This window comes from Dysgonomonas sp. HGC4, from assembly GCF_001261715.1.
In the GTDB taxonomy this organism is placed as follows: Bacteria; Bacteroidota; Bacteroidia; order Bacteroidales; family Dysgonomonadaceae; genus Dysgonomonas_A.
This window is the reverse complement of record NZ_CVRU01000079.1, coordinates 63135-86494: the sequence shown is the minus strand read 5'-3', so window position 1 is coordinate 86494 and position 23360 is coordinate 63135. Positions and strand designations below refer to the sequence as shown.

At 35.2% G+C, this 23360-nt stretch carries 22 protein-coding genes; 15 read left to right on the top strand and 7 right to left on the bottom strand.

Features of this window, described 5'->3' with window-relative positions:
• Positions 1 to 10 precede the first annotated feature (10 nt).
• From HGC4_RS07640 to HGC4_RS07625, 4 genes are all read right to left on the bottom strand, one after another.
• Complete coding sequence (locus HGC4_RS07640; RefSeq protein WP_050709534.1) at positions 11 to 979, bottom strand: ROK family protein; 969 nt, start codon at positions 977 to 979, stop codon at positions 11 to 13.
• Between the two features lie 177 nt (positions 980 to 1156).
• Complete coding sequence (locus HGC4_RS07635) at positions 1157 to 1738, bottom strand: Crp/Fnr family transcriptional regulator (protein WP_050709533.1); 582 nt, start codon at positions 1736 to 1738, stop codon at positions 1157 to 1159.
• Between the two features lie 20 nt (positions 1739 to 1758).
• Positions 1759 to 2424 (bottom strand): DsbA family oxidoreductase, encoded by a 666-nt coding sequence (locus HGC4_RS07630; RefSeq protein WP_050709532.1) that lies wholly within the window; start codon positions 2422 to 2424, stop codon positions 1759 to 1761.
• Positions 2425 to 2678: 254 nt separating this feature from the next.
• Positions 2679 to 4259: a peptide chain release factor 3 gene (locus HGC4_RS07625; protein ID WP_050709531.1), complete on the bottom strand. Its 1581-nt coding sequence runs from the start codon at positions 4257 to 4259 to the stop codon at positions 2679 to 2681.
• 718 nt (positions 4260 to 4977) lie between these two features.
• Here HGC4_RS07625 and HGC4_RS19055 point away from each other — a divergent pair.
• Both HGC4_RS19055 and HGC4_RS07620 read left to right on the top strand, forming a co-directional pair.
• Positions 4978 to 5109, top strand: a complete 132-nt coding sequence (locus HGC4_RS19055; protein WP_255349825.1) for a hypothetical protein — start codon at positions 4978 to 4980, stop codon at positions 5107 to 5109.
• 71 nt (positions 5110 to 5180) lie between these two features.
• Positions 5181 to 5480 carry a monooxygenase gene (locus tag HGC4_RS07620; protein WP_050709530.1) on the top strand — a complete coding sequence of 100 codons (300 nt, stop codon included), beginning with the start codon at positions 5181 to 5183 and terminating at the stop codon, positions 5478 to 5480.
• A 103-nt stretch (positions 5481 to 5583) separates the two neighbouring features.
• Here the strand turns inward: HGC4_RS07620 and folD are convergent, their stop codons facing one another.
• On the bottom strand, positions 5584 to 6465 hold the full coding sequence (gene folD, locus HGC4_RS07615; RefSeq protein WP_050709529.1) for a bifunctional methylenetetrahydrofolate dehydrogenase/methenyltetrahydrofolate cyclohydrolase FolD: 882 nt from the start codon (positions 6463 to 6465) through the stop codon (positions 5584 to 5586).
• Positions 6466 to 6654: 189 nt separating this feature from the next.
• The gene (ffh, locus tag HGC4_RS07610; RefSeq protein WP_050709528.1) at positions 6655 to 7989 is read right to left on the bottom strand and encodes a signal recognition particle protein; all 1335 of its coding nucleotides are present in this window, start codon (positions 7987 to 7989) and stop codon (positions 6655 to 6657) included.
• 250 nt (positions 7990 to 8239) lie between these two features.
• Here ffh and HGC4_RS07605 point away from each other — a divergent pair, with 250 nt between their 5' ends.
• The 13 genes from HGC4_RS07605 to HGC4_RS07545 all read left to right on the top strand — a co-directional run bounded on the left by HGC4_RS07605 (position 8240) and on the right by HGC4_RS07545 (position 22765).
• Entirely contained in the window at positions 8240 to 8704 is a 465-nt protein-coding gene (locus HGC4_RS07605; protein ID WP_050709565.1) for a MaoC family dehydratase, read from the top strand.
• A gap of 133 nt (positions 8705 to 8837) precedes the next feature.
• Positions 8838 to 9932 carry a Nif3-like dinuclear metal center hexameric protein gene (locus tag HGC4_RS07600; RefSeq protein ID WP_050709527.1) on the top strand — a complete coding sequence of 365 codons (1095 nt, stop codon included), beginning with the start codon at positions 8838 to 8840 and terminating at the stop codon, positions 9930 to 9932.
• A gap of 18 nt (positions 9933 to 9950) precedes the next feature.
• On the top strand, positions 9951 to 10364 hold the full coding sequence (locus HGC4_RS07595) for a DUF6157 family protein (RefSeq protein ID WP_050709526.1): 414 nt from the start codon (positions 9951 to 9953) through the stop codon (positions 10362 to 10364).
• 222 nt (positions 10365 to 10586) lie between these two features.
• Positions 10587 to 11360: a zinc ribbon domain-containing protein gene (locus HGC4_RS07590; RefSeq protein ID WP_050709525.1), complete on the top strand. Its 774-nt coding sequence runs from the start codon at positions 10587 to 10589 to the stop codon at positions 11358 to 11360.
• A 303-nt stretch (positions 11361 to 11663) separates the two neighbouring features.
• Positions 11664 to 12455 carry a polysaccharide biosynthesis/export family protein gene (locus HGC4_RS07585; RefSeq protein WP_050709524.1) on the top strand — a complete coding sequence of 264 codons (792 nt, stop codon included), beginning with the start codon at positions 11664 to 11666 and terminating at the stop codon, positions 12453 to 12455.
• Between the two features lie 57 nt (positions 12456 to 12512).
• Positions 12513 to 14822, top strand: coding sequence for a GumC family protein (locus HGC4_RS07580; RefSeq protein WP_050709523.1), 2310 nt, complete (start codon positions 12513 to 12515; stop codon positions 14820 to 14822).
• 12 nt (positions 14823 to 14834) lie between these two features.
• A complete protein-coding gene (wzx, locus tag HGC4_RS07575; RefSeq protein ID WP_050709522.1) occupies positions 14835 to 16238 on the top strand; it encodes an O-unit flippase-like protein in 1404 nt (467 codons plus the stop codon).
• Positions 16238 to 17359, top strand: coding sequence for a hypothetical protein (locus tag HGC4_RS07570; RefSeq protein ID WP_050709521.1), 1122 nt, complete (start codon positions 16238 to 16240; stop codon positions 17357 to 17359). Before wzx ends, HGC4_RS07570 begins: the two co-directional genes overlap by 1 nt.
• Before the next feature lie 15 nt (positions 17360 to 17374).
• Positions 17375 to 18529, top strand: a complete 1155-nt coding sequence (locus HGC4_RS07565) for a glycosyltransferase family 4 protein (protein ID WP_050709520.1) — start codon at positions 17375 to 17377, stop codon at positions 18527 to 18529.
• Positions 18526 to 19719: a glycosyltransferase gene (locus HGC4_RS07560; RefSeq protein ID WP_050709519.1), complete on the top strand. Its 1194-nt coding sequence runs from the start codon at positions 18526 to 18528 to the stop codon at positions 19717 to 19719. The genes HGC4_RS07565 and HGC4_RS07560 overlap by 4 nt, the downstream gene beginning before the upstream one ends.
• Positions 19716 to 20819: a DUF1972 domain-containing protein gene (locus tag HGC4_RS07555; RefSeq protein WP_050709518.1), complete on the top strand. Its 1104-nt coding sequence runs from the start codon at positions 19716 to 19718 to the stop codon at positions 20817 to 20819. Before HGC4_RS07560 ends, HGC4_RS07555 begins: the two co-directional genes overlap by 4 nt.
• Positions 20820 to 21042: 223 nt before the next feature.
• Positions 21043 to 22140: an HU domain-containing protein gene (locus HGC4_RS07550; RefSeq protein WP_050709517.1), complete on the top strand. Its 1098-nt coding sequence runs from the start codon at positions 21043 to 21045 to the stop codon at positions 22138 to 22140.
• 136 nt (positions 22141 to 22276) lie between these two features.
• Positions 22277 to 22765, top strand: a complete 489-nt coding sequence (locus HGC4_RS07545) for a hypothetical protein (RefSeq protein ID WP_050709516.1) — start codon at positions 22277 to 22279, stop codon at positions 22763 to 22765.
• Between the two features lie 10 nt (positions 22766 to 22775).
• Here HGC4_RS07545 and cobU read toward each other — a convergent pair whose 3' ends face one another.
• Positions 22776 to 23288, bottom strand: a complete 513-nt coding sequence (gene cobU / locus HGC4_RS07540; protein WP_050709515.1) for a bifunctional adenosylcobinamide kinase/adenosylcobinamide-phosphate guanylyltransferase — start codon at positions 23286 to 23288, stop codon at positions 22776 to 22778.
• Positions 23289 to 23360 lie beyond the last annotated feature (72 nt).

The window sequence follows — 23360 nt, the reverse complement described above, 5'->3', positions numbered from 1 at the left end:
GGAATACTAATTATGCGTCGACTAGTTTGGAGTTGCAAGCCAATAAGCTTGTTCCAAGAATGATGGCTTCTGAATTTTCAATATCAGATGTCAGTATTTTTGTTTTACCAGCGTATATCTGCAACAAATTATCTTTAAATGATTTCTCAATAGCTTGTATGAAGTGTTCATTTGACTTTGCCACTTTTCCTGAAAGTATAAATGCTTTTGGGCTTGAGTAGGCAATAAGATCAGATAATAACTGTCCTAATATATCGCCCGTAAAACGAAAAGCTTCTTTAGCAAGAGAATCTCCTTGTATAGATGCCTCGTATATATTTTCAAACGTTAATTCGTTTTGAGGTATGTTTCGTAATGTACTGGTTTCTTTGCTTGATGTCAGAAGTTCTAAAGCGGTAGTAATTATCCCATCTGCGGAGCAATATGCTTCTAAACAGTCTTTTCTACCACATTTACAGACTCTGCCTCTGTCGTTATGCACGTTTATATGTCCCGACTTTCCTGAGAAAATATTGTGACCGTATATTATTTCACCATTGGCAACAGCGCCTCTGCATACTTCATCGTCAAGAGATATAAGGATGAAGTCTTTCATTCCCTGTGCTATACCATATTCCATTTCTCCCATTGCGGCAGCATTTGCACCATTGGTTAAAGTAACGGGTAGTTGTAATTTGTCTGCTAATATTTGAGCAATAGGTGTGTTACCACTCCATGAGTGTTCGGGTGCAAACTCTACACATCCGGTAAAGTAATTACCGTCGGGCGAGCTTATGCCTACACCTTTTATGTTGTCGATGCCTCCTTGTTGTTCAATTAAAATAGAGAGATGATTATATATTGAGTCTATATATTCGGAGATGTGCTGATGGCTAGAATTAACAGAACTCTTGTTGATGATATTACCTTGTGTATCTACAATACCTATCGAAGTGATGCTATTGCCCATATCAATACCTATGGCGTATGTTTTAGTCATGGTTGAAATATAAAAGTTGGTACTTATTTCCGGTATTCAGGTTTGTTATTTTTAGAGAGCTTATTAAGAATAACGAGTCTCGAAAAAATAACGGTCAAAGATCAAGAATAGTCTGGAAATAAAAAATGATATATATCAAGTAATGATTCTGAGACTCTTAAAAGTCTGAAAAATAAGTTACCATTGTCCTGATCGTACGCGACTTAATGACTCGGGCGTCATCAATAAGTAAGATGCTATATGAGCTATGGGTGCTCGTTTAGCTGCTTGCGGATATTCTTTTATAAACCGTTCGTAGCGTTCGCGAACGGTTTCAAAACGCCATGAGTCGGCTTTCTGTTGGGATAAGATAAGAGTTGCTTCTAAAAAGCGACGGTATAAAATGCTTATCTCGGGTTTATGGTAAGCCAGTATTTCTATTTCGCTATAAGGAATACAGTATAAAATGGTAGTTTCTAAAGCTTCTATAAGCAAACGTGTTGGTTCTTGACGAAAGAAGCTTTCTATACATACGGCAACGTTGTTTTCACAAGTAAAATGCTCGGTTACATCACGACCATTCTTGTAATAGAATTGCCTAACCAGTCCTTTATCTACATATTGAATGTACTTGCTTACTTGGCTGTTATTTAAAAATAGCTCTCCTTTCGATAACTCTTTACGTTCGAGTATCGAAGCAAAGCTTTCCAAATCCTGTGGAGAAAGTGGATGCTTATACTTTAAGGATATTTTTTCGGCTATCTTTATTTTGTCTTGCATAGATTTTCGTTACTCGATACTTAATTGTTATAGGCTTGGTTTAGGATATCGAGAAATGCTGAACTGGGTTGTGCTCCCGAAATTGCATATTTACGATTGAGAACAAAGTAAGGAACACTTGTTATCCCGAATACACCAGCCTCTTGAATATCATAGCTAACCTTGTCGGCAAAGTCGTGGCTATTGAAAAGATTCTCGAGTTCATCTTTTCCTAATCCTACGCTTAAACCTATTTCGGTTAGAATGTTTTTATCATTTACATTCTTTCCTTCGGTGAAATATGCTTTGAAGAGTAATTCTTCTATATCGTTTTGAGTTTGATTTCCTTTTGTTTTTGCAAGATGGCTCAGACGATGAGCATTGATGGTATTTGCAACCACCACTTTATCCATGTGAAAATCAAGTCCACTTTGTTTTGCCATATTTACAACATTTGTAAATAGACCTTCGGCTTGTTGCGCAGACATTCCTTTTTCTCTTACAAAAGAATCTATCAACGACTTGCCATGCGTATCTTCGGGTACATTTGGATTCAGTTGAAACGATTTCCATTCTACTACAACCTTATCCTTGTGTGGAAATTGTGCCAAAGCTTCTTCAAAATGACGCTTAGCTATATAACAGAACGGACATGCAATGTCGCTCCATATTTCTATCTTTAAATTGCTTGCTAGAGTAAATGACATATAAAATAATTTATAGAGATCAAATATATACAATATAGGTAGATATTTATCTATGCTTATGATCTCTTGTTACAATATACTTACAACAACTAACTCTTGAAAAAGATTACTGGATGAGGGTATATGGTGTTTTTTAATCTTATCTTTTCTAAAATTGTTCTCGCCTCTACTAAAAAAAGAAAGAGGAATTCTGCTGAACTCCTCTAATTCTATATATTCTTAATTCAGAATCATTGCAGGTCTGAAATTTATTATCAGAATTCAGACGTGAAATGGAAACGAATGTTTTTGAAATCTTGTTGAGCCATCATCAGCACATAGTTAGAGTCGGCAAGAAATACATCTCTACCTTCTTTATCCTTTGCCATATATTGAGCTTTTCTTTTCTTGAAGTTTTCAATTTCTTCAGCATCATCACTTTCAATCCAACATGCCTTGTGTAAGTTGATTGCTTCCCATTTACATTGTGCTCCATACTCATGAAGTAATCTGTATTGGATAACCTCAAATTGAAGCTGTCCTACAGTACCTATGATCTTACGTCCATTAAACTGATTTGTAAATAGCTGAGCTACACCTTCGTCCATCAATTGATCGATACCTTTTTGAAGCTGTTTAGTCTTCATTGGATCAGCATTCTCTATGTATTTGAACATCTCAGGCGAGAAGCTTGGTAAGCCTTTAAAGTGTAGATTTTCCCCAGATGTAAGAGTATCTCCAATCTTGAAGTTCCCAGTATCAGGTAAACCAACTATATCACCTGCATAAGCTTCGTCAACAGTTTCTTTCTTCTGAGCCATAAAAGCTGTAGGAGAAGAGAAACGCATCAAGCGGTTGAAACGCATGTGCTTGTAATTGACATTACGTTCAAATTTCCCCGAGCAAATTTTAACGAAAGCTATACACGATCTGTGATTGGGATCCATATTAGCATGTATCTTGAATATAAATCCGGTGAAGGCTTCTTCGTTCGGATTTACTTCTCTTTCAACAGCTTCAATAGGACGGGGTGAGGGTGCTATTTTTACGAAACAATCTAGCAACTCTTTTACTCCAAAGTTATTTAATGCTGAACCGAAGAATACGGGAGCAACTTGCCCTTTCAAATAACGATCCATATCCAAATCAGGATATACACCTTCTATTAGCTCTATGTCTTCGCGAAGTTTTTCAGCCAGAGAGTTACCAATGTGACCCTCCAATGCAGGATTGTTGATGTCGCTAAAGGCGATAGACTCTGTAACTGTTTGCTTACTTGGAGTATATAGATCGAGCTTCTTTTGGAAAATATTATAAACACCCTTAAATTGTTGACCACTATCTATGGGCCAGCTTAGAGGGCGTACTTTTATTTTAAGTTCTTCTTCCAATTCATCAAGAAGATCAAATGGGTCTTTCCCATCTCTATCCATCTTATTGATAAAGATCATCACCGGAGTGTTACGCATTCTACAAACTTCCATAAGCTTTCGTGTTTGTGCTTCTACCCCTTTGGCTACGTCCACAGCTATAATAACACTATCTACTGCGGTAAGCGTGCGGTAGGTGTCTTCAGCGAAATCCTGGTGACCGGGTGTGTCGAGAATATTTATTTTATATCCGTCGTATTCAAAACCCATAACTGATGTTGCCACCGAAATCCCACGTTGTTTTTCGATTTCCATCCAGTCGGAGGTTGCTGTTTTTTTAATCTTATTGGATTTTACAGCTCCGGCAACGTGTATTGCACCTCCAAACAAAAGGAGTTTTTCGGTCAGTGTTGTTTTACCGGCATCGGGGTGACTAATAATTGCAAACGTACGTCGTCTTTGTATCTCTTTTTCTAATTCGCTCATATAATGATATCTACTTTTTCGTCGTCAAAAATGCTTTCTCTAGTATATTGCCATCCGATTGAAACTCAATAGTCTTACTAATAACAATGATAAAAGCATTTGATGAAGGTTTATCGCCTCAATTTGAATGTGCAAAGATAATATATAAACTAATAGAGAGAAAGCAATTAAATAACTCCTTTTTCGATAGTGATTTTTTTCTGTTAATTAATTATATACTTTTTTAAAACAAGATGTGTTAATTAACGCATTCTTGCTAATCAAAGTTAAATAATTGTGTTTTTAAGCAGAATTTACTCTATTTAGTTTTGAAATTCATAATTCATATCTATATTTGCACCGTGTTTTTCATAGTATTAGATTTAAGGTTAATAATTGAGGAGTAGGTTGTCGGGATGACAACCTCTTCTTTTTTGTACCCACTTCATGTTTTATAACATGTAAAATAGGCTGAAAAATGAAGACTAATGCAAGTTTGAATTTGTACCTGTTCAGACTGTTATAATGACAATATCTTTTATTGTTTTGGGATGAGTTTTTTGTGCTTTTTCCTTTTATTCGAAGACTTTCTATTTATCAATAACTATACTCAATCCTAAAATCGAAATTAAACCTCAAAATATACTTTGCAAAATATCCGATCGTCTTGCTTGAAGATCGAAGTCATAGATTTCTCCTTTTTTATATAATATACTTTCTATGTATAGTCTCTTTTGATATGATTGATACAAGTATAACTATAATTATTAAAGAGCTTTCTATATTGGAAGAAATAAGTATGCAGCAAGCTGAAAAAGAATTACTACGTTTGCAAAATGAGAATGCATTAGAAGCCATTGTTTCTCGATAAGGTAATTTGTGGCGTTTCAAAAAATGGTTCGATTCGTTTTATAAATCTAAATAACATTAATATATCCGATTATGGTACTAATACAAATTAATTTTGATTTTCCAGCCGAGATGATGGGAGATGCACTAACAAATGGAGCTAAACAATTAGCAGAAAGCATTAATAACGAAGAAGGCTTTATTTCTAAAATATGGATAGAAAATACTCGAACAGAAGAAAGTGGAGGTATATATCTATTTAAAGATATGGCTTCTGCTGAAAAATATGCTCAAATGCATGTAAAACGTGTTGAAGCAATGGGGGCAAAAAATATTACTAGCAAGTTTTTCAATGTAAACGAGACTCTTTCTATAATAAATCACGGGATTTAATTCCTGACAAGATTCATTCGTTTTGAATTATCAGGAGTAATATTAATGTTACTCCTGATATTTTATTTTTAAATCCCTCAAAATTAAAAGAGAGAGTAGTTATCTATTTGTAGATTTCCTTTTTTCCGGCAAGGAGTGTATTTCTCATCAAAGAAATAATAGTCATGGGACCTACACCTCCGGGAACTGGAGTAATGAATCCAGCTTTGGCTACCACTTCATCAAAAGCAACATCTCCTTTTAATTTAAAGCCCGATTTTGTTTCTGTGGATGGCACTCTTGTAGTTCCAACATCAATTACGGTTACGCCTTCTTTTACCATATCTCCTTTCAGAAATTCAGGAACGCCCATTGCTGCTATAATGATATCGGCTTCTAGACATATCTCTTTGATATTAGGAGTGCGGCTATGGCATACTGTTACTGTTGCGTCTCCCGGATAACCTTTTTGCATCATAAGACCTGCTATCGGTTTACCTACGATGTTACTTCTGCCCAGTACAACACAATTCTTGCCTTGTGTAGGTATATTATAACGTTTAAGTAGCTCAACTATACCGGCTGGTGTTGCAGAGACAAAACAGGGAAGACCTATTGACATACGACCTACATTGATTGGATGAAATCCGTCAACATCTTTGCGGTAGTCGATTGCTTCTATTACTTTTTCTTCAGAAATATGTTTTGGTAAGGGCAGCTGTACAATAAAACCATCTACATCTGCATCCTTATTCAATTTTTCTACACACGCAAGAATTTCTTCTTCGGTAACGTCGCTTTCATATCTGATAAGGGTTGATTTGAAGCCTACTTCTTCGCATGTACGTACTTTGTTCGAAACGTAGGTTTCGCTACCTCCATCGTGTCCTACAAGAACAGCAACGAGGTGTGGTGTTTTTCCTCCGTTTGCTTTTATAATAGTTACCTCTTCGGCAATTTCTTTTTTTATTTGAGCGGCTATAGCCTTTCCGTCGATAAGTTGCATAGATATTCTGTGTTTAATTTTTTAGTAAGGTCACAGACCTTTTTTCTTGCGTTGGTAAATCTCGTGAAGTAGTTAACAAGTTGTGCAAGTAAATAAGTACACAAGATGTGTAATCTTATACAAGGCGATAAATAGTTGAAACTACTTATAATAAAAAGAGGGGCACAACGACCCCTCTTTCAATTTATCTTATCTTTTCATTCCAGGCATCTTCGACATCAATTTGCCTGCGCCTTTCATCTGAGTCATCATTTTCATCATCTTTCGGGTTTCATCAAACTGTTTGATTAGTTTGTTTACCTCCTGAATAGATGTTCCGCTACCTTTAGCTATACGCTGACGGCGACTTCCGTTGAGAATCTCTGGACTAACTCTTTCTTTTGGACTCATAGAGTAGATAATCGCTTCAATACTTTTGAAAGCATTATCATCGATATCTATATCTTTCATCGCTTTTCCTACACCGGGAATCATGGCAGCCAAATCTTTAAGGTTACCCATTTTCTTGATTTGGTGTATTTGAGAAAGGAAGTCATTAAAGTCAAATTGATTTTTTGCAATCTTCTTTTGAAGACGGCGAGCTTCTTCTTCGTCATATTGCTCTTGGGCACGTTCTACTAACGAAACGATATCACCCATTCCTAATATACGGTCAGCCATACGTTCGGGATGGAAAATGTCTAGTGCATCCATCTTTTCGCCCATACCCACATACTTGATAGGCTTGTTTACTATCGAGCGAATCGATAGAGCAGCTCCACCACGTGTATCACCATCTAATTTGGTAAGGATAACTCCGTCAAAGTTCAATCTGTCGTTGAATTCTTTAGCGGTGTTTACTGCATCCTGTCCTGTCATAGAGTCTACAACGAACAATATTTCGCTAGGTTTAACGGCTGTTTTGATTGCTGCGATTTCGTTCATCATCGCTTCATCAATTGCTAAACGACCTGCTGTATCTATAATTACAACATCATTACCGTTTGCTTTTGCTTGTTTAATTGCGTTTAGGGCAATTTCAACAGGATTGTTATTTCCGTCTTCCGAATACACAGGAACATCTATTTGAGTTCCTAATATTCTCAACTGTTCTATAGCCGCAGGACGGTATATGTCATCTGCAACAAGTAGAGGTTTTTTTCCTTTTTTAGTTTTAAGAAGGTTGGCAAGCTTTCCCGAGAAAGTTGTTTTTCCCGAACCTTGTAGTCCTGCCATAAGAATAATAGCCGGATTGCCATCCAGACTAATATCTACAGATGTACCTCCCATTAGTTCGGCAAGCTCATCATGTACTATTTTTACCATCAACTGGCTAGGCTTAACAGCTGTAAGTACATTTTGTCCTAAAGCCTTTTCCTTAACTGTTTCGGTAAATTGTTTAGCAGTTTTAAAGTTAACGTCGGCGTCAAGCAATGCTCTACGAACATCTTTCAGCGTTTCTGCAACGTTGATCTCCGTTATTTTGCCTTCACCTTTTAGTAGTTTAAACGATCGGTCTAATCTATCACTTAAATTTTCAAACATATGATATAGCGTCTTCTATTGTTATATTTTCTACTCTAATCTGATAAGAAGTACAAAGATAATAAAGTTTTTTGATCTCAATTGAGAATTAATTGATACCTTACTTGTTGTATCTCTGATTGCTATATATAATATATGAGCAAAATAAGTATCTTTGCTTACAACAAATAAAATTTTAAGATGTTACAACTAAAGAAATAGTCCTTCTCTGGATGTAATATCTATTGTTATACACATGATTAAAGACATTATGGATAAAGTGATAATTAACTCATTTGAAGAGTTTGAACAATATGTTGGTAAAGAAATCGGAGTGTCCGATTATCTGAAAATTACACAAGATCGTATAAATTTATTTGCAGATGCGACTCTTGATCATCAATGGATACATGTTGATGTGGAGAAAGCTAAAACGGAAAGCGTATTTCATAATACAATTGCTCATGGTTATTTAACATTGTCACTATTGCCTCATCTATGGTCTCAGATAATTGATGTGCGTAATCTTAAAATGATGATCAACTATGGTATGGATAAGCTGAAGTTTGGTCAGGCAGTTGTGGTTGATAGTGAGGTTCGTATACGTGTAAAACTTCTTTCTCTGATAAATCTTAGAGGTACAATAAAAGCTGAAATGAAGGTGACAATGGAAATTAAAGATTCCACTAAAAACGCTTATGAAGCAACTGTCCTTTTTCTATATAACTTTTTGTAGAATAAGCTGAATATAACTTAGAACTTACTACTGTTTCATTTTCTTGTTGTTATTAGTTGTAAGTAATATAAGGGTTGTAACCTTTTAGGGGTAGAAAACAATAGAGTATTTTATTATATAATCCGCGTAGACCATGAAAATAAAAGAAATATTACAAACAATAGAACATCTGGCTCCTCTGCCTTTACAGGAGAGTTTCGATAATTGCGGTGTGCAGGTAGGTGATGTCAGCCAAGAAGTGAAAGCTGTTTTGCTGTGTATTGATGTTACCGAAGATGTAATGGATGAAGCTATACGATTGGGGTGTAACCTTGTAGTATCGCACCATCCTCTGGCTTTTCGTAGTTTTAAATCTCTTACGGGTAAAAATTATGTTGAGCGTTGTATGATAAAAGCGTGTAAGTACGATATTGTGGTATATGCTGCTCATACTAATTTAGACAATGCTGTTGGAGGTGTTAATTATCAATTGGCGAAAATACTCGACTTACAACAAGTGAAGATACTTGCACCACAAAAAAATAGTCTGATGAAATTGGTCACATTTGTGCCAATGGATCATGCGGATAGTGTACGTACTGTTTTATTCAATGCCGGAGCGGGAAGTGTTGGAAATTATGATGCTTGTAGTTATAACATAATAGGTGAAGGAACTTTTAGAGCAGGGGAGAACGCGACTCCTTTTATCGGAGAGAAAGGTGAGCTACACCGTGAAGCCGAAATGCGTATAGAGGTTATCTTACCTGCATTTAAACAAAAAGAAGTTCTGAATGCTCTTTTAGCAGTGCATCCTTATGAAGAACCAGCTTATGATTTTTACACTTTGCAAAATTCGTGGTCGCAAGCAGGTAGTGGTATTGTAGGTACTTTGCCTGATCCGATGGAAGAAGAAGATTTTCTGTACTATTTGAAAGATACACTTCATTTGTCGAGTATTCAGCATTCCACTTATCGGGGAACTATGATTCACGAAGTAGCTTTATGTGGTGGTAGTGGAGCTTTCCTTCTGCCTCAAGCTATTGGTTATGGTGCTGATATTTTTATAACAGGGGAGGCTAAATATAATGACTTCTATGATGTAGAGGACAAAATCTTATTGGCTACTGTTGGTCATTATGAATCTGAGATCTGTACAAAAGATATATTTTATGATCTTATCTCAGAAAAGCATCCTGAAGTGGAATTAAATTTATCTCAATTTGATGTCAATCCGGTTAAATATCTATAATCTATTATAGTGTGATTTATGGAAAAATCGACCAACTATTATAATACGTTTATAGAGGTTGCAGAGGATTGTTTATTGACGAAAGCTGAAATTCCTATAGAACGAGGTAATAAAAAAACAGTTGCTACAATACAATTCTATAAAATAAAGGAGAATCCTTATCTGTATTCATCAGATGATATTGTATTTGATATCTATGTAAGTAAGAATGCGGTAGAATGTGATGATATTGAAAAAGAAAAAGCTTTGTTTTTCTCTAAAGGACAGCCTTGTCTTCGCTGTTCTCCATTGCCAAAGCGTTACGGATGGGGAATACATTATAATGCAGAAGGCAAAATAGCTATTTATGCCATTGAATCGGATGAATATAGTAAACTGAAAGTAGATGCAGAGTTAAAACATCTGAAAGCCATGCGTTCATCTCGTAAATGAATGGGGCTATTTTTGGTAATTTCATCTGAAAATAGTATCTTTGTATTTGAATTGTGACGAATAAATAGCAATTCTGTGTATGGACGTGGTGATATACTCCCGCCGAAATATTGCAATGTAGTAAATAAAAAAGCGAAATATGATGCTTTTTGTTTGCTGCATTTTTTTATTCTTATAATGTGCGAATAGTTGTATTGGACTTAATAAATAACAAAATATAAAATGGCAAAGAAATCAGCTGAAAAAGAAATTGCAGTAGAAGATAAGCTAAGAACGCTTTATAATCTACAAGAAAAATTGTCGGAAGTAGATAAAATCAAAATCCTTCGTGGTGAGTTGCCTTTAGAGGTATCTGACTTAGATGATGAAATTGCAGGTCTTAAAACACGTGTTGGAAAATACGAGTCGGATCTTAAAGAATTTGAAGCTGCTGTTGCTCAGCAAAAGCAAAAAATTCAAGATTGTACATTGAAAGTTGAGAAGTATAAAGAACAACTTGATAATGTACGTAACAATCGTGAATACGATCACCTGAGCAAGGAAATTGAATTCGAAACATTAGAAATTGAATTGTCAGAAAAGCGTATCAAAGAATTTACTCAAAACGTAAAAACTTTGAAAGAGCAAATCGAAACAAGTCATGCTTATCTAACAGATCGTTCTGCTGACTTAGCACAAAAGAAAGAAGAATTAGATGAAATCGTTTCTGAAACTAAACAACAAGAAGAAGTTTTAAGAGATGAGATAAAAGGCATTGAAGCAGAAGTAGAGCCTCGCCTTCTTCAAGCATTCAAACGTATCCGTAAAAGTGCACGTAATGGTTTGGCAATTGTATCTATTGAGCGTGGAGCTTGTGGAGGTTGTTTCAATAAAATACCACCACAAAAGCAAATGGATATTAAATTAGGAAAGAAAATCTTGGTATGTGAATATTGCGGTCGTATCATGGTTGACACTGAACTTATCAATAATGTAGGATTTTTATCTTTAGATTAAGGTTTAAGACCTTTTTCTGAATAAAAAAAACTCAGCAAAATAAAGGGGAGCCTCTTGGATAATTATTCAAGAGGCTCTTTGTTTTTAGGGAAAAATACTTTTCTGCCTTTTAAAAAGACTAACTTTTCATTAAAAAAGTATCTTTGTCATTTAGTGTATAATTTCTGTTCCCGACAGACGTTATAATGTTAGTTCGGCTTTTTTTTGTTTGTTTGGCTTTTTAAGAAAGTATTGCAAGCTACAATTATCATTTTTGCTCGAATCGAGGTAAGGAGTATATAGGTATTAAAATATATATAATAAATGAAGAGGTATCATTTTTTACTATTCATCGGAATAATTATTTTTTGTAGTTCGTGTGGAACAACAAAGAACTTCTCATATTTTCAAGATCTAGATGAATACTTGCAGAAAGAAGTTGTAATGTCTGATTCTATACAAGAAATAAGAATAAAGCCTGACGATCAGCTAGCTATTGTAGTATCATCTGTTAATCCTCAGGCTGTAACGCCCTTTAATCTTCCTGTAACGGGACAACTTAATCCTACTCAAAGTCCGCTTCCTACATATTTGGTTGATAGCCAAGGTGAGATCAACTTCCCTACCTTAGGAAAAATTAGATTAGCTGGTTTGTCTCTTGAAGAGGCTGTTAGTTTATTGCAGATTCGATTAGAGGATTATGTAAAAGATCCTATTGTAAATATCCAGATTTTGAATTTTAGAGTATCTGTCTTAGGGTCGGTAAATGCTCCGGGTCCTTTCTATTTCACCGGTCAACGGGTATCTATATTGGATGCTATTGCAAATGCTCGGGATTTAACCCTTTATGGAAGACGTGATAATGTATTGCTGATCCGCGAGAATGAGGGAAAGAAAGAGTTTATACGATTTGATCTGACTAAAAGCGGCGATGTATTTTCTTCAAAATATTTCTACTTGCAACAAAACGATATTGTGTATGTAGAGTCGAACAAAGAGCATCAGAAAGATGCACAGATGAGTCAACAAAAACAGTTTAACTTGACATTGATTACTACAGCCATCACCAGTGTAATTGCCACAGTATCATTAATAATAGCTGTGTCTAATAAATGATTAAGGTCAGACAACTTAGTAATAGGTATGGCAGTAAATAGTTGAAACTACTTTTATATGAGTGTAAATAAGAAATCCGAATTTGTAAATGTAGGAGACGTTATCCTCAAATACACACGATATTGGAAATGGTTTTTAGTATCGGGTATTGCTTGCTTATTTATAGCAATAGCTTATCTGAAAACGGTAGATCCTACTTTTTTGATTGTTTCGAATGTGAAACTGAGAACAGAGGAGGAGGGTGCTAAAATAGCATCTTCATTGGTTCGCAGTTTTGGTTTGGGTGGATTAGGAGGTTCTGATAATATAGATGACGAATCGGCGGTGATGTCGTCTCAATCACATATGCGCGATATGATTTATGAGTTAGGTTTGTACACTACTTATGACTTAAAGAAATTTCCATTCGATAAATCGATGTATAATACTTCACCTCTAAATTTGGTTGTGGAGCGGAGCATTGTTGATACTTTGTCGCTGCCTCTGAAATTCAAAATAAGTGTAGAAGGTAAGGCAGTTAAAGTAAGAGTAAAAGCAGATGGAGATAAAATAGGCGAATTTGAGTTCTCTTCTTTACCTGCCGAAGTAAAACTTCCCTATGGCAGCTTTACATTGAATTATTCAGGCAAACCAATCGATAAAAAGGATTATACATTAGACGTTGTTTTAGCTGGATTAGATTATGCTGCTGAGAAATTTCGTGAGAAAATAATGGTTGGCTCAGGCTCTAATAGTTCAGATATTATAACTCTTAGCATAAGGGATGTAAATAAAGATCGGGGTAAAGATATTCTAAATAAGCTCATTGAATTATATAATGATGATGCCAAAGTAGATAAAAATAGAGAGGCCGAAAATACTGCTGATTTTATAAAGGAACGGATCAACTTACTCTCTAATGAACTGAGTGATTTGGAAAAATATCTCGAAAACTTCAAGAAACAAAATAATATAACGGATATGACTTCGGAGTCTACCGTGTTTATTGAAAAGTACAATGATCTTCAAGAGAAAAGTACAGAGATAAATATACAATTGAGTATTGCAGATATGCTTGAGGGTTTTATCTCCGATCCAAAGAATAAATATGAGCTGATTCCATCTAATACTGCTGTTTCAAACAATACTTTAGAGGCTATACGTGCTTACAATAGTGCTTTATTGGAAAGAACACACTTGTTGCAGAATAGTACTCAACAAAACCCGGTTGTGATTTCGATGAACGAACAGATCGATTTGCTAAGGAAAAATGTTGAAACAAGTATTCGTAATGCCCGCAGGGATATTAGTATACGAAAGAAAGATTGGGCAGGGCTTGAAGGCGAAATGCAATCGCGAATATCTGAGATGCCCAGACAGGAACGTGAGTATTTGGAAATAGAACGTCAACGAAAAGTAAAATCAGACCTTTATGTATTTCTCCTGACCAAGATGGAAGAAACGCAATTAACGTTGGCTTCTACAACACCCAAAGCGAAAGTTATTGATGGTGCATATAATATATGGAAGCCTGTTGCTCCTCGCAAAATAATTACATTGGGTATTTCTTTCTTGTTTGCGCTACTGATACCTGTGTTGATTATTTATTTGATTGATATATTCAAAATAAAAATAGCATCGAAAGAAGAACTGGAAGAGGCAACATCTGTACCCGTTTTGGGTGAAATATGTCTCGACAAAACAGCCGAAAATATTGCTGTAGCAGAAGGTATTAATACTTCAACAGCGGAGTTGTTCCGATTGGTGAGAACTAATCTGCAATTTTTGATGAAGAAAGATCAGAAGGTTATTTTGGTAACTTCAAGTGTGAGTGGCGAAGGTAAATCGTTTTTTACAGTTAACCTTGCACTTTCATTTGCTTTGATTAAAAATAAAAAAGTAGCTTTGGTCGGTCTGGATATTCGTAACCCTAAGCTTTCTGAATATTTGAGCATAAGCCGAAAGGATGGTATGACTATGTATTTGGCTTCGGATGATATGAAGCCAGAAGAGATTGTTATACATCGTCCCGATTTGCATCCAAATGTATATGTAGTTCCTGCGGGACCTATACCACCTAATCCTGCGGAACTGTTATTAAACGACCGTTTGGAGGAGATGTTTGCATATCTGCGAGAGAATTTCGATTATATTATTGTTGACACTGCTCCTGTTGGAATGGTTTCCGACACCTTCTGTTTAGATAGAGTTTCCGATACAACGGTATATCTGTTCAGAGCTAATTATACAAATAAATCGTACCTCAAATTAGCGGAATCTATTGTTGAGGAACAAAAGTTGAAAAATGTATCGATAGTTATCAATGGAACTACTACCAAAGCCGCTTACGGTTATGGTTATGGAGCAGCCAACAAAGGCAAAGCATAACAACACAAAATATTGAGCAAGATAGTTATTACCCGAAAAGACGTTATATGGGGATATGTAGCACAAGGTTGTAATATAGGCGCTAATATTTTCATACTGCCTGCTATCTTTCGCTACCTTCCATCCGATACGTTAGGTGTCTGGTATATTTTCGTCAATCTGGGGATGTTTGCTACACTTATAGGATTGGCTTTTCAAACCACTTTTGCCCGTAATATCTCGTATGCTTTCGGAGGTGCTACTTCTTTGATAAAAGATGGTGTAGACTCTTTTTCCGAAGTTCTGAAAGAGTCAAATTATCCTTTGGTCAAAAGTTTGATACATGCCATGCGTCGGTTCTATGGGTATGTTTCTATTGGTATGATTTTTTTGTTGATAGTTGTAGGCTCTTGGTATATCAGTTACTTATCTGATGGACTGCCCGATCGAAATATTATAATTACTTCGTGGATACTTTATTCATTGAGTATTGTCTTTAGCTTTTATTGTCTCTATTTGAGTTGTATTCTGCAAGGGCGTGGTTATATAAAGGAATACAACCAATTGATTATTATAAATCGTGGAGTTTACATGCTTTTGACTTTCGGCTTATTGTATTCGGGTTATGGTATTTTGGGTATTGCGATAGCCAACTGTATATCGGCTCTGGTTAATTTTGCTTTGGGTGATTATTTTGCTTACAAAGATGATTTGAGGCAAAAATTAAGAGAAACTGAAATACAGACTAAAGATTTGATGAGTGTTATCTGGCAGAATACCTATAAATTAGGATTGGCTAATATGGCATTATACTTTTCAACTAAAGGAAGTCTCTTTTATGCATCTCTGTTTCTCCCATTGGCTACGATTGCTAAATATGGACTGAGTATACAGGTTGTAAATGTATTAACAGCTGTTTCTTTATTATACTATTATAGTTATTCTACATATATATCGCAAAGTTGGGTAACAAGAGATCTTGATGTTATCAGACGTATCTATTCTAAAAGCTTAGTGCTCTTCTTATTGCTGTATACACTAGGCTGTGTTGCTGTGTTGCTGTTTGGAGATTTGGGTCTGGCAATTATTGGTAGTGGTACTACGTTTTTGCCAACTTTGCCTTTAGCAGTACTGTTTATAGTATATTTGTTCGATTCTAATCAGGCATTGGCTCTGAATCTTATATCTTCCGAGAATAAAGTTCCCTATCTTGCATCTTCCTTGTGGTCGGCATTGGGTATCTTTATATTGATGCCTATATTGATTCTTTATTTCGACTTAGGAGTTCTGGGAGCTATTTTAGCAATTGGTATTGTTCAACTTTGTTATCAGAATTGGAAATGGGAATTAACTGTTTCGGAAGGAATAGGTATGAATTATTGGCAACAAATAAAATACGGAATTTCGAACTGGATTGGGAAAGAAAGGAGTAGGTGATGAATGAGGTTTTAGAAAAGATACGGAAGCCTAGTATATTTATTCTGTTATTGATACTCAATTTCAGATTCCTTTTTACGGTCGTATTGGGTGAAAGGCAGGAGATTCTCTCCGTCCTCACAGTTGTTTTTTTCCTCCTGTCGTTCGATTATGCTGCTATGAGACGTGAGTATTTGTATTGCTTAGGTCTGTTTGTAATTATCTCTCTAGCCGAATTTACACCCTATAAACTGAACGTACTCACGCCTATAATATTGATGCAGTGCGTATCTACATTGAATCTGAAAACCTATCTGAAATACAATATAATCATATTGGGGACTACTGTTTTCATAATGTTTTTGTTTGTAGGAACGGGACGAATGATGCAGTCCGAAACTTTTAGTCTTATTCGGGTACGATATGATTTTGGGTTTGGACATCCTAATATTGCTGCAATATATTATTGGGGATTATTCACATCCTTGTTGTTGTATTGTTATTTATCCAGATATAGAAATTTTGTTTGGATTCTACTGAGTGTTTTAATGTTATTATCCATCTATCTTTATACTGAGACGGTTTCCCGTAGTTTTATATTGACGATCATTACTTTCTGTGTAGTTCTGTTTTACTATTCTCTAAGGATGAAGTTAAAGCCTAATTATCGAATCGGTTATTCACGGTATATTCTTTACATATTACCTCTGTTGTTTACTGCATTGACTATCTATTTAGCTCAGAATGTTGAAGAATATCCTGCTTTGAATATGTTAGTTAGTACTCGCCTTACTTTATATAAACAATTGCTCGATAGCTTAGTCCCCATACAATATCTGTTAGGTACAACCGCATTTGACTATATTATAATTGATAGTAGTTATATGCATCTGCTTTTTGAAGCAGGCGTTTTTCTGTTCATATATTTCATATATTTATACTTCTTTGCAATTAGGAATATTGTGAAGCAGCAGAATATCATTATTATTGCTGTTGTTGTAAGTTTTCTGGTTTATGGACTTATGGAGTCTTTGCTTTTATTCAGTGTAATTATAGGGAATAATCTGTTTTGGGTACTCTTGTACAAATACCGATACAACAAGGAGGAGCTTTTCGATACAGACCCCAAGCAGCTTGATTGAAAATACTCAAGACGAATGAAAATTGTATATTGTCTCATAGATTCTTCTCAATCGGGAGGTATGGAACGTAGCATTTGCAGTAAGGCTAATTACCTTGCGGATGTTATGGGCTATGATGTGACTATAGTAACAACTGACAGAAAGTATAAAGCCAATTTTTTTGATTTCTCTTCTCGAATTAAGTTTGTAGATTTAGAGATAAATTATGATGAGTTAGAGTCTTTACCTATTTACAAAGCATTGCCTACTCAGTTGAAAAAGAGACGACTGCATTGTCTGCGTCTAGAAGCTCTACTGAATGAAATAAAACCCGACATAAGTATATCTACTTATACTCACGAATTGTCTATTCTATCGGAAATAAAAGACGGTAGTAAAAGAATAGCGGAAATTCATTTTAGCAAACCTTATAAATCGATCGAATATAAGTCGAACTCTATTCCTTTACTCAAAAGAGTTATTGCTATTGTAGGGGAGAAAAGAAAGCACAGATACATCAATAAATACGATGCTTTTGTTGTGCTAACGGAAGAAGATCGAAAAAGGTGGAGTGAAATTAAAAATGTGAAAGTAATTCCCAATTCATTATCATTTTATCCATCAGAGCAAAGTCTCTGTACCGAAAAGCGGATTATAAGTGTTGGGAGATTAACACGACAAAAGGGCTATCCGTTATTAATTGAGGTGTGGCAAATAGTTGCTAAAAAATATCCTGAATGGAAACTTATAATCTTTGGAGAGGGAGAAGATAAGGAGATGCTCAATAGAATGATTAGGGAAGCGGACCTAACTTCTAGCATATCTATATATCCTCCAACAAATAATATAGTGAAGGAGTATCTGAAAAGTTCTGTCTATGTAATGTCTTCCATTTACGAAGGCTTTGGGTTGGTTCTTACAGAAGCTATGGCATGTGGATTACCTTGTATCTCTTTCGATTGCCCAAGTGGCCCATCCGAAATAATTAAAGACGGAGAAGATGGGTTTCTAGTAGAGACTGAAAATATAGAGGGATTAGCTCAAAAGATAATATTGCTAATTGAAAATGAGGATTTAAGAATAGAAATGGGACAAAAGGCAAAAGTAAATGCACAGCGTTTTCTTCCTGAGTATATTATGCCCAAATGGATTAGTTTATTTAATGAGGTTATTAAGGGAAATAGTAAATGAAAATACTCCAGATCAATAAATATCCATCGCTGAAAGGAGGAACCGAAACTGTATTGTTCGATACAATAGGTTTACTCAAAGCAGATGGACATGATGTGATTCTCTTATCAACGGATGAGGGGGAGGTGGCCTATAATCCTACTTATACTATATCATATCCGAAAAGGAGTGCTTCTCTGATTGAAAAGATATATAATCTGCCTTCTTTTTTTTATAATCATTCCGCAGCTAAAATGGTGGAATTGATCATAGAAAAGGAGAAACCGGGTATTGCACATATCCATTTATATCAGAATAGTTTTTCGAATTCTATATTGCCTGTTCTTAAAAAACATAATATTCCAATAGTAATGACTTTGCACGAGTATCGGCAGATTTGTCCTTCTTATTTGTTATTAGATAGGACCTTGCAGATTTGCGAAAGGTGTATCAATGGTAATTATTTAAATTGCATGTTTACCCGATGTGCCAAAGGTAGCTTTGTGGAAAGTAGTCTTCTTACAATGGAAATGTATTATCGGCGATTGTTTTATAAGACAGAAAAATATGTAGATCGATTTATCTGTGTCAGTAATTTTGTCTATAAGAAGCATGAGGACTTTAATAAAGATATATCAGATAAGTCGATTGTGATTTATAATCCGGTTAAAGTAGATACTCCAAAAGATATAAAGAAAGGTGATTATTTGCTGTATTTCGGGCGACTCTCTCGCGAAAAGGGAATTAGAACATTATTGTCGGCAATGAAACAATTGCCTGATCTAAAACTTAAAATTGCAGGAGTAGGGGATTTGTCTCTGACTGAAATTCCGCCTAATGTAGAATTGCTGGGTTTTAAGAGTAAAGATGAGGTGCAATCTATTATCTATAACGCGCAATATACTATTGTGCCATCTGAATGGAATGAAACATTCGGGTTATCGTGTACCGAAAGCTTGGCTCAGGGTACTCCTGTTATAGCATCAGATATAGGAGCAATCCCAGAGATTGTACAACATAGTAAGAATGGTTTTTTATTTGAAGCAGGAAATGTACAGAGCTTGAAAGAAACAATTCTCAAAGCAATTGTATTATCAAATGAAGAATATTCGGAAATGGCTGAAAATGGATATCAAAGCTTATCTAAGTTTTCAGAAGACAAGTATCTGAAACAATTATTGACAGTTTATAATGAATTGATCTATAAATGAAAATAGCAATACTGGGAACAAGAGGCATCCCCAACAATTATGGAGGATTCGAACAATTTGCAGAGTATTTGTCTGTGGAGTTGGTAAAGCTTGGACACTCAGTTACAGTATATAATGTACATTTTCATGAATACAATCAACCTGATTTTAAAGGTGTCGTAATAAAGAAAATTTATAGTCCCGAAAAGCAGATAGGAGCAGCAGCCAATTTTATTTATGATTACTTATGTTTAAAGGATGCTCTAAAGCAAGACTTTGATATTATCTATGAAGCAGGTTATCATAGTAATGCACCTTCATATTATTTGTTGAAGAAAGACTCACCTATTGTAATTACAAATATGGATGGGATAGAGTGGAAGAGAAGTAAATGGAATTATTTTACAAGACAATTAATTAAGCGATTGGAAAAACTGGCTGTTAGAAAATCAGATTACTTAGTTTCCGATAACTTAGCCATTCAACAATATTACAAGGCGGAGTTTAATACTGATTCATTTTGTATTGCTTATGGTGCAGATGTTGTAGATCAATTTGATGAAAATATTCTATCAGATTATAGTATTGCTGCTCATCAGTATTTTTTATTAGTAGCTCGCCTTGAGCCGGAGAATAATATTGAGATGATTCTGGATGGCTATGTACTAGCGAAAGACGCTCGTCCGTTCTTGGTTATTGGTAATGTCGAAACTAAATATGGTAAGTTCCTTCAACAGAAGTATAAGGCTAAAGATGTGCATTTTCTTGGAGGGATATATAATAAAGAAGTATTAGACAATCTTCGCCATTACTCAGCATTATATTTTCATGGACACTCTGTTGGTGGCACTAATCCATCGCTCTTGGAAGCTATGGCTTCGCAAAGTTTTATAGTAGCACACAACAATCCCTTTAATAAGGCCGTATTGGAGCAAAATGCTTTTTATTTTAATGGTAGTAATGAAATAAGTACTATTATAAACGAATTTCCAGAAACAAATAAGGATAAAAGATTGTTATCTATTAGTGACAACGTGGCTAAGGTTAGAAGTGAATATTCTTGGAAATCAATAGTCTTAAGATATGAAAATGTGTTTAATGAGGTGCTGAAAAGTAAATAGTATTAGATTCAAGGTTCGACACTACAATGTTAGCCAATATTTCAATTTGTAGTGTTCTATATTTATATGTTATTAAGCATTATTTGTGTTTTTTGCAAGCCCTAAATTTGCGCTATTCTTTATCAGTATTGGATTTCAGACGATTAATAGATATAAAAATTATCTATCTGCTTTTAAGTTTTAAAAGAATGGTAAGTCGAATACTATAACTTATATTTGTAATATGAAAGAATTTACATCACATATAGATTACCTGATACAGAAACATGACTGTGTGATTATACCCGATTTTGGAGGTTTTGTGTTGAATCGTGAGGTGGCAAAAATGGCTTCCGATGGTTCTATTATTGCACCTAGAGTTAGCGTAGGTTTTAATCCCGAATTGAAGTATAATGATGGTTTGTTGGCAGAGTCTTATATGAATGCATATTCTATTTCATATGATGTTGCCTGCAAACGATTGACTGATGTAGTAAAGAGACTTAATACTATTTTGAGTCTTAGACAACCTGTTCAGATCGGGCAATTAGGTAAACTTTCGCTAGATGCCGAAAGTCGTCTGCATTTCGAATCAAATAGTAACTTATCTGCATTTCATCCTGAAACATTTGGTTTATCTACCTTAGATATTAAGAGATTAGTTGATATTCAGGAAATACAGAAGATATCAGTTATTACAACCAAGCGTTCGCTTTATAGAAGAGCCTTTGCCGGCGTTGGCGCGGCAGTAGCAGCTATCTTGGTGTTTTTTGTAACTTCTACTCCAATTTCGGAGAATGAAAATACTAATATACAGAAATCGGGATTCTTTGCAGATCTTATTTCTACATCAGCTACAATATCTAGTAAGCCCGAAGCGGAAGTTACATCTGTGGAGAACTTGTTAGCTATATCTTCGGAAGAGCCTGCTTTGATTACTGAAACTAAAGTTGAAACTGAAAAGCCAACGGTAGAGGTAGAAGTAAAGAAAGAAGAACCCAAAATAGAGAAGAAAGCGACTCCTGCGATAAGTCAAAAAGTTGAAACGGCTAAAGTAACTAAGGTTACACCCATAGCTGAGACTCCTAAAGTGAAAAAAGCAGTAGAACCTAAGTTCTTTGTAATTATAGGAAGTGCTGGTAGCAAGTCTGAAGCGGAGAAAGCTTTAGGTAGATTTAAAAGTCAAGGATATAAGGATGCTAATATAGTTAATGCAGGGGATAGAAACCGAATTTATATTGCTTCTTTTGAAGATAAAACTCAGGCTGAAAAGTATCTGGCTTCATTCAGAAAGAATAATCCTAAGTTGGATGATGCTTGGGTGTTTACTAAAAGGAATTAAGAGAAATATATTATATAAGAAATAAAAAAAGCTGTCTGATAAAGGCAGCTTTTTTTATTCAAGTGAGGTTGTGTAAATATTAAATCTGATATTTGTACTCTTCAATTTATTGTATTACTACTAACTAAAACTACTTATGGGAAAATATTATTTGTTGAGCTTAGTCTTTTTTGCTGCTACTTTCTTTTCATGTGGCGATAGTGATAAAGTTTTAAATGTAAACGTGAGCAAATGGAATTCCACAGTTTCACAAATGGAGAGTGTATATAGTTGGGCTGAGCAAGTGAAATCACCATCAGACTTTTCTTCTCTAAAATTCAGGGTTAAAACAGGGCAAAATTATCTCAATAATTCAATTGAAGAGGTACTAGATCTTAATTCGCCGAATAGGGACGAGCCTATGAATACCGCATTGGTTGACTATATGAGAACATGTTTGGACGTGTTATCTGTGTATGAGCAATTGGGGGATAAAGCGGAAGCTTTAGCTGAAGAAGAAATTGTGGCTCATTATGATTCACTCGATTCTCTTTCTACTGTACTGGGTCAAAAGGAAATTGTTTTAGAAGAAGCGCAAATGGCATATGCTGCTAAAAATGGCATTCAACTAAGTAAAGTACAGTGAAATATAGTACCTACTTTACTTTCATAGGAATCCCCGAAACCATAAAATATACCTGATCTGCTTTGGAGGCAATGTATTGATTGATCCATCCTTGCAGATCGGTGAATAGTCTTTGGACTTTGTTTTCGGTAGTACCTCCGAGTCCAATCTCATTGGTTACAAAGATGAATTGAGCTTCTTGTTGAGTCAGTTTATCAAATTCTTCTTTTAGCATAGATAAAGAAAGCTCTACATCAGAATCATTATCAAAGAAAAAATTTGTAGCCCATAGTGTGACACAGTCTACAAGAATAGTGCGGTTCTCGAGCTGATGGAGGCTTAATTGTTTCTCTTCTTCTATATTAGTCCATTCAGTACCTCTATCTGCCTTGTGGCGCTCTATACGCTTTTGGTGCTCTTCGTCCCATATGCGGGAAGTTGCCAAATATACAGGGTTATCGGATAAAGATAGTGCCAATTGTTGAGCATAACCACTTTTACCCGATCGTTGTCCTCCAGTGATTAATATGATTTTTTTACTCATAGAAGCTTTGCAAATTATTAATGAGGATATTATTTTATAATATCTGTTGCTGTTGTATTAATTGATAGCAAT